This is a genomic window from Aeromicrobium sp. (assembly GCF_032084975.1).
Lineage (GTDB): Bacteria > Actinomycetota > Actinomycetes > Propionibacteriales > Nocardioidaceae > Aeromicrobium.
Genome location: NZ_DAMDLR010000114.1, coordinates 1 through 5,437, shown reverse-complemented (window position 1 = coordinate 5,437; position 5,437 = coordinate 1). Strand labels below are relative to the sequence as shown.

The window sequence follows — 5,437 nt, the reverse complement described above, 5'->3', positions numbered from 1 at the left end:
GCAGGTCGATGACCTGGTGGTACTCGTCGATCGCGTCGGCGACGCGGACCCATTCGGGTCGCTCGCGGGTGGCCGCGAGCGCGCGGAGGTCGTCGGGGTCGATCCCCCGGGTGACGGCCGCGGCCATGAACGTCTGCAGCTCGGCGGCCAGTCCGCGGGTGCCGAGCGCCTCGCGCAGGGACGGCGGCCAGCCGGCGGGCTCGTGTCCGGCCAGCAGGTCGGCCACCACGGCGTCACGGGCCGGCGCCGTCATCAGCTCGGGCGGTGACGCGAAGGCCTCGGGGTCGCTGAACTCACGCACCAGCGCGTAGCAGAAGGCGTGGAAGGTCATGGCCGGGACGGTGCCGGAGGTGCCGGGCAGCCGGCGACCGATCCGGTCGCGCAACTCGCCCGCGGCCTTGCGGCTGAAGGTGAGGACGAGGATCTGGTCGGGGCTCAGCTGGCCGGACTCGATCCGGTCGACCACCACCTCGACGAGGGTCGTGGTCTTGCCCGTGCCCGGCCCCGCGAGGACCAGCAACGGTCCGCCCCGGTGGTCGACGACGGACTGCTGCGCCGCGTCGAGGGTGGGCGCGTCGGCGCGCACGCCGTCGGGACGCTGCAGCACGAGTTCGGGGGGCACGTGTCCCATGGAACCAAACCCCTCCGACAGTTCCTCGGCGACCGCTCAGAAGTCCGGCGCGAGGGCTTCCTTCACGATCACGCGGCCGTTCCGCACGGGGGTCTGCTCGTCACGCCAGTACTGCTGGGCGTCGATCATCAGGTGGACCGGCAGCGTCCCGTTGGCTCGCACGACGCGCCACCACGGGACCGCCTGGCCATGGATCGACATGACGCGCCCCACCTGGCGTGCCCCGCCACGGCCGATCCGCTCGGCGATCAGCCCGTAGGTGGCGACGCACCCCGGTGGGATCGTCTCGACGATCGACAGGACCGCTTCGGTGAACTCCTCGTCCATGACCCGACCGTCCCCGCTGAGTTGCACGTTTGGCCCGCGACACGCCGTGGCGGTGCGGCCGAACGTGCAACCCAGGGGGTCAGTAGCTGGGCTGGCTCGGGTCGATCTGGTTGACCCACGCCACGACGCCGCCGCCGACGTGGACCGAGTCGGCGTAGCCCGCGCCCTTGAGCACCGCGAGCGCCTCGGCCGAGCGGACGCCCGACTTGCAGTGCAGGACGACCTGCTTGTCCTGCGGCAGCCGGTCGAACGCCTTCCCGCCGAGGATCTCGCCCTTGGGGATCAGGACCGAGCCGGGGATCTTGTTGATCTCGTACTCATTCGGCTCGCGCACGTCGACGAGCACGAAGTCGCGACCGCCGTCGTTGCGCTCCTTGAGCCATCCCTCGAGCGTCGTGACCGAGATCGTCGAGTCGGCAGCCGCCTCGGCCGCCTCGTCGCTGATCGCGCCACAGAACGCCTCGTAGTCGCTCATCAGCTCGGTCGGCAGCTCGCCGCTGGGGTCGCGACGGATCTTGAGCGTCGTGTACCGCATCTCGAGCGCGTCGTAGACCATCAGTCGACCGATCAGGGGATCACCGATGCCGGTGATCAGCTTGATGGCCTCGGTGACCATGATCGAGCCGATCGACGAGCACAGGACGCCCAGCACGCCACCCTCGGCGCAGGACGGGACCATGCCCGGCGGCGGCGGCTCGGGGTAGAGGTCGCGGTACTGCGGTCCCTCCTGCGCCCAGAAGACCGAGACCTGGCCCTCGAAGCGGTAGATCGAGCCCCACACGTACGGCTTGTTCAAGATGACGGCCGCGTCGTTGACGAGGTAGCGCGTCGCGAAGTTGTCGGTGCCGTCGAGGATCAGGTCGTACTGGCTGAAGATGTCCAGGACGTTGTCGTTGTCGAGGCGCTCGTTGTGCGTGATGACCTTGACGTACGGGTTGATCTCGGCGACCGACTCGGCGGCGCTGATCACCTTCGGCTTGTCGATGTCGGACTGGCCGTGGATCACCTGACGCTGCAGGTTCGACTCGTCGACGACGTCGTCGTCGATCACGCCCAGCGTGCCGACACCGGCCGCCGCCAGGTACAGCAGCGCGGGACTGCCGAGTCCGCCAGCACCGATGATCAGGACCTTCGCGTTCTTGAGGCGCTTCTGTCCCGTCATGCCGACGTCGGGGATGATCAGATGGCGGCTGTAACGACGGACCTCGTCGACGGTCAGTTCGTCGGCGGGCTCGACCAGGGGCGCGACCACGGGCTTCTCCTTCGGTTGCTGGCTCACCGGTCACAACCCGGCGGCACGCTCCATTGTTCCCGCGCGGTCCCACGATCCGGCGCGCCGTCCGATGTGTGGACAGCAGACGAAGCGACCGGCCAGTAGCCGCCCGCTAGGGTGAGGGGCGTGACCCAGACCCCAGAGGCCCGACCGCGCGCGGGACGACTCCCCCGCACGGCGCGACGGGCCCAGTTGCTCGACGTCGCACTCGACGTCTTCGTGGAGCAGGGCTACCACGCCGCGTCCATGGACGAGATCGCCGAGCGCGCCGGAGTGTCCAAGCCGGTGCTCTACCAGCACTTCCCCGGCAAGCTCGACCTCTACACCGCGTTGGTGTCCTCGGCCGTCGACACGGTGATCGAGGGCGTCCGCGAGGCGCTCGCGTCGACCAAGGACAACTCCGAGCGCGTCCAGGCCACGATGCGGCTGTGGTACGACAGCGTCGCCGACCAGGAGAAGGCGTTCCGCCTCGTGTTCGAGTCCGACCTGACCAGCGACCCGGCCGTCAGCGACCTCGTCGCGCGCGTCACGTCCGACTCCGCCGCGGCGATCTCCGAGGTGATCGTCGAGGACACCGGCCTGTCGCGCTCGGCCGCCGAGCTGCTGGCCGCCGGACTCGTGGGCATGGGCCACGTCGGTGCCCGCGCCTGGCTGTCCGGTGGCTCCGACCTCTCGCGTGACGATGCCGTCACACTCGCGTCGACCCTCGCCTGGCGCGGGATCGGCGGATTCCCCAAACCCCCGACTGAAGGAGACTGACCGTGGAGGTCAAGATCGGCGTGCAGAACGCCGCCCGTGAGCTGTCCGTCGACACCGACAACGAGCCCGACGTGGTGCTCGCCTCGCTGGACACGGCGCTCAAGGACGACTCCCTGTTCACCATCACCGACAGCAAGGGCCACACCGTGGCCGTCCCGGCCGACAAGGTCGCCTACCTGTACTTCAACGCCGACACCGGTCGCAAGGTCGGCTTCGGCCTCACCTCCTGACCGACCCGCCGGGTTGCGCGTTCGGCCGGCACGGCGTGTCGCCGGTCGAACGTGCGACTCAGCGAGGACCCCGGCTCACGCGTCGAGGCCGAGGCGCCCCATCCGCTCGGTGTGCGCCTCGGTGATCCGCGTGAACATCCGCCCGATCGTGGCGAGGTCGAACCCGCCGGGCCGGTCCGCGGCACCCACCACCAACGCGGTCAGCGAGTCACGCTCGGCCACGACCATCTGCGCCTGGCTGAGCGCCTCGCCCATGAGTCGTCGGCTCCACAGCGCCAGTCGCCCCGCGACCTTGGGATCGGCGGCGATCGCCTCGCGCACCTGGTCGACGACGAACTCACTGTGGCCGGTGTCGCTCATCGTCTCGAGCACGATCTGACGCGTGTCGGCATCGAGGAAGGCCGCGATCTCGCGGTAGAAGTCCGCCGCCAGTCCGTCACCGACGTACGCCTTCAGCAGGCCTTCCAGCCAGTCCGACGTCTCGGTCCGTGTATGGAACCGGGCGAACGTCGCGCGGAACGACTCCATCACCGCGTAGGGGTCCTCACCCAGCTCGACGAGGCGGTCGCGCAGTTGGACGAAGTGGCGCCACTCGGACGCCGCCATCGTGTGGATCGCGACCTTCGTGGCCAGGTCGGGCGCCTGCTGCGCGTCCTCGTTGAGCTCCTCGACGGCGCTCAGCTCACCGAAGCCCAGCAGGCCGAGCAACTCCACCACGCCGACCCGGTAGTCGGGGTCGTCGAGTGGTCCGCCAGGCGTCGATTCGGAGGTCATGCCCGGACTTTATCGCGGCAACGGTCGGGAGCCGCGGCCCACAGCGATACAGTGGAAGGGTATTCGCCGATCCTGTCCGCGACAGGATCACGTCATCGAGATCCGCGACAGTAGATCCGCACACAGAAACCAGAGCAGACCCCTGACTACCTTCACCGAACTGGGCGTCATGCCCGAGATCGCCGATGCCCTCGCCGACAAGGGCATCACCGAGGCCTTCCCCATCCAGGAGATGACCCTCTCGGTCGCCCTGATGGGCACCGACCTCATCGGCCAGGCCCGCACGGGCACCGGCAAGACGCTGGCCTTCGCCATCCCCGTCATCCAGCGCACCGTCGCCCCGCACGATGCCGACTACGACCAGCTGGTCGAGCCGGGCAAGCCGCAGGCACTCATCGTCGCCCCCACCCGCGAGCTGGCGATCCAGGTCGCCAAGGACGTGGACACGGCCTCGAAGAACCGTGGCACCCGCAACCTGCAGATCTACGGCGGCGTCCCGTACGAGCCCCAGCTCGAGGCACTCGAGACCGGCGTCGACATCGTCATCGGCACGCCCGGCCGCATCCTGGACCTCATCAACCGCCGGGCCCTGGACGTCAGCCACGTCAAGGCGCTCGTGCTGGACGAGGCCGACGAGATGCTCGACCTGGGCTTCCTGCCCGACGTCGAGTCGATCCTCTCGCGCACCCCCGAGACCCGTCAGACGATGCTCTTCAGCGCCACGATGCCCTCGGCGATCGTCACGCTGGCGCGCAAGCACATGCGCCACCCCATGAACATCCGGGCCGAGTCCTCCGAGGCCAACCAGACGGTTCCGGCCACCAGCCAGTTCGTGTGGCAGGCGCACGACATGGACAAGCCCGAGGTCGTCGCCCGCATCCTGCAGGCCGACGACGTCGCTCGCGTCATCGTCTTCACGCGCACCAAGCGCCAGGCCCAGCGCGTCGCCGACGACCTGGCCGATCGCGGCTTCCCGGCCTCGCCGCTGCACGGCGACATGGCCCAGAAGGCACGCGAGAAGGCTCTCGACGGCTTCCGTGAGGGCAAGGTCAAGATCCTGGTCGCCACCGATGTCGCCGCCCGCGGCATCGACGTCGCCGACGTCAGCCACGTCATCAACTACACGTGCCCCGAGGACGACAAGACCTACGTGCACCGCATCGGCCGCACGGGTCGCGCGGGTGCGACGGGCACCGCGGTGACGTTCGTGGACTGGGCCGACCTGCAGCGCTGGAAGCTCATCAACAAGGCGCTCGACCTACCGTTCGACGAGCCGGTGGAGACGTACTCGACGTCCGACCACCTGTTCCACGACCTGGGCATCAGCCGCGACGTCAAGGGTCGCCTCAAGCCGCCCGCGCCGAAGGAGCCCCGCGAGGGTGGCCGCGAGGGCCAGCGCCGTGACGGCAACCGTGACGGCCAGGGCAGCAGCCGCAACCGCGA

The 5,437-nt window shown here is 69.4% G+C and carries 7 protein-coding genes; 3 read left to right on the top strand and 4 right to left on the bottom strand.

The window, feature by feature from the left end; genetic code table 11:
* From RT323_RS15745 to moeZ, 3 genes are all read right to left on the bottom strand, one after another.
* Nucleotides 1-622 (bottom strand): UvrD-helicase domain-containing protein (locus RT323_RS15745; RefSeq protein WP_313410131.1); only part of this gene is annotated, 622 nt, incomplete at its 3' end.
* A gap of 45 nt (nt 623-667) precedes the next feature.
* Nucleotides 668-958 carry an MGMT family protein gene (locus RT323_RS15740; protein ID WP_313410129.1) on the bottom strand — a complete coding sequence of 97 codons (291 nt, stop codon included), beginning with the start codon at nt 956-958 and terminating at the stop codon, nt 668-670.
* 79 nt (nt 959-1,037) lie between these two features.
* Nucleotides 1,038-2,237: an adenylyltransferase/sulfurtransferase MoeZ gene (gene moeZ / locus RT323_RS15735; RefSeq protein ID WP_313410127.1), complete on the bottom strand. Its 1,200-nt coding sequence runs from the start codon at nt 2,235-2,237 to the stop codon at nt 1,038-1,040.
* A gap of 120 nt (nt 2,238-2,357) precedes the next feature.
* On the opposite strand from moeZ, the gene RT323_RS15730 reads away from it, so the two are divergent.
* A complete protein-coding gene (locus RT323_RS15730) occupies nt 2,358-2,990 on the top strand; it encodes a TetR/AcrR family transcriptional regulator (protein WP_313410126.1) in 633 nt (210 codons plus the stop codon).
* A gap of 2 nt (nt 2,991-2,992) precedes the next feature.
* A complete protein-coding gene (locus RT323_RS15725; protein ID WP_313410124.1) occupies nt 2,993-3,220 on the top strand; it encodes a DUF3107 domain-containing protein in 228 nt (75 codons plus the stop codon).
* 75 nt (nt 3,221-3,295) lie between these two features.
* Here RT323_RS15725 and RT323_RS15720 read toward each other — a convergent pair whose 3' ends face one another.
* Nucleotides 3,296-3,994, bottom strand: coding sequence for a ferritin-like fold-containing protein (locus RT323_RS15720; protein ID WP_313410122.1), 699 nt, complete (start codon nt 3,992-3,994; stop codon nt 3,296-3,298).
* A 169-nt stretch (nt 3,995-4,163) separates the two neighbouring features.
* On the opposite strand from RT323_RS15720, the gene RT323_RS15715 reads away from it, so the two are divergent.
* Nucleotides 4,164-5,437: DEAD/DEAH box helicase (locus RT323_RS15715; RefSeq protein WP_313410120.1), on the top strand; the 1,274-nt coding region annotated here is incomplete at its 3' end.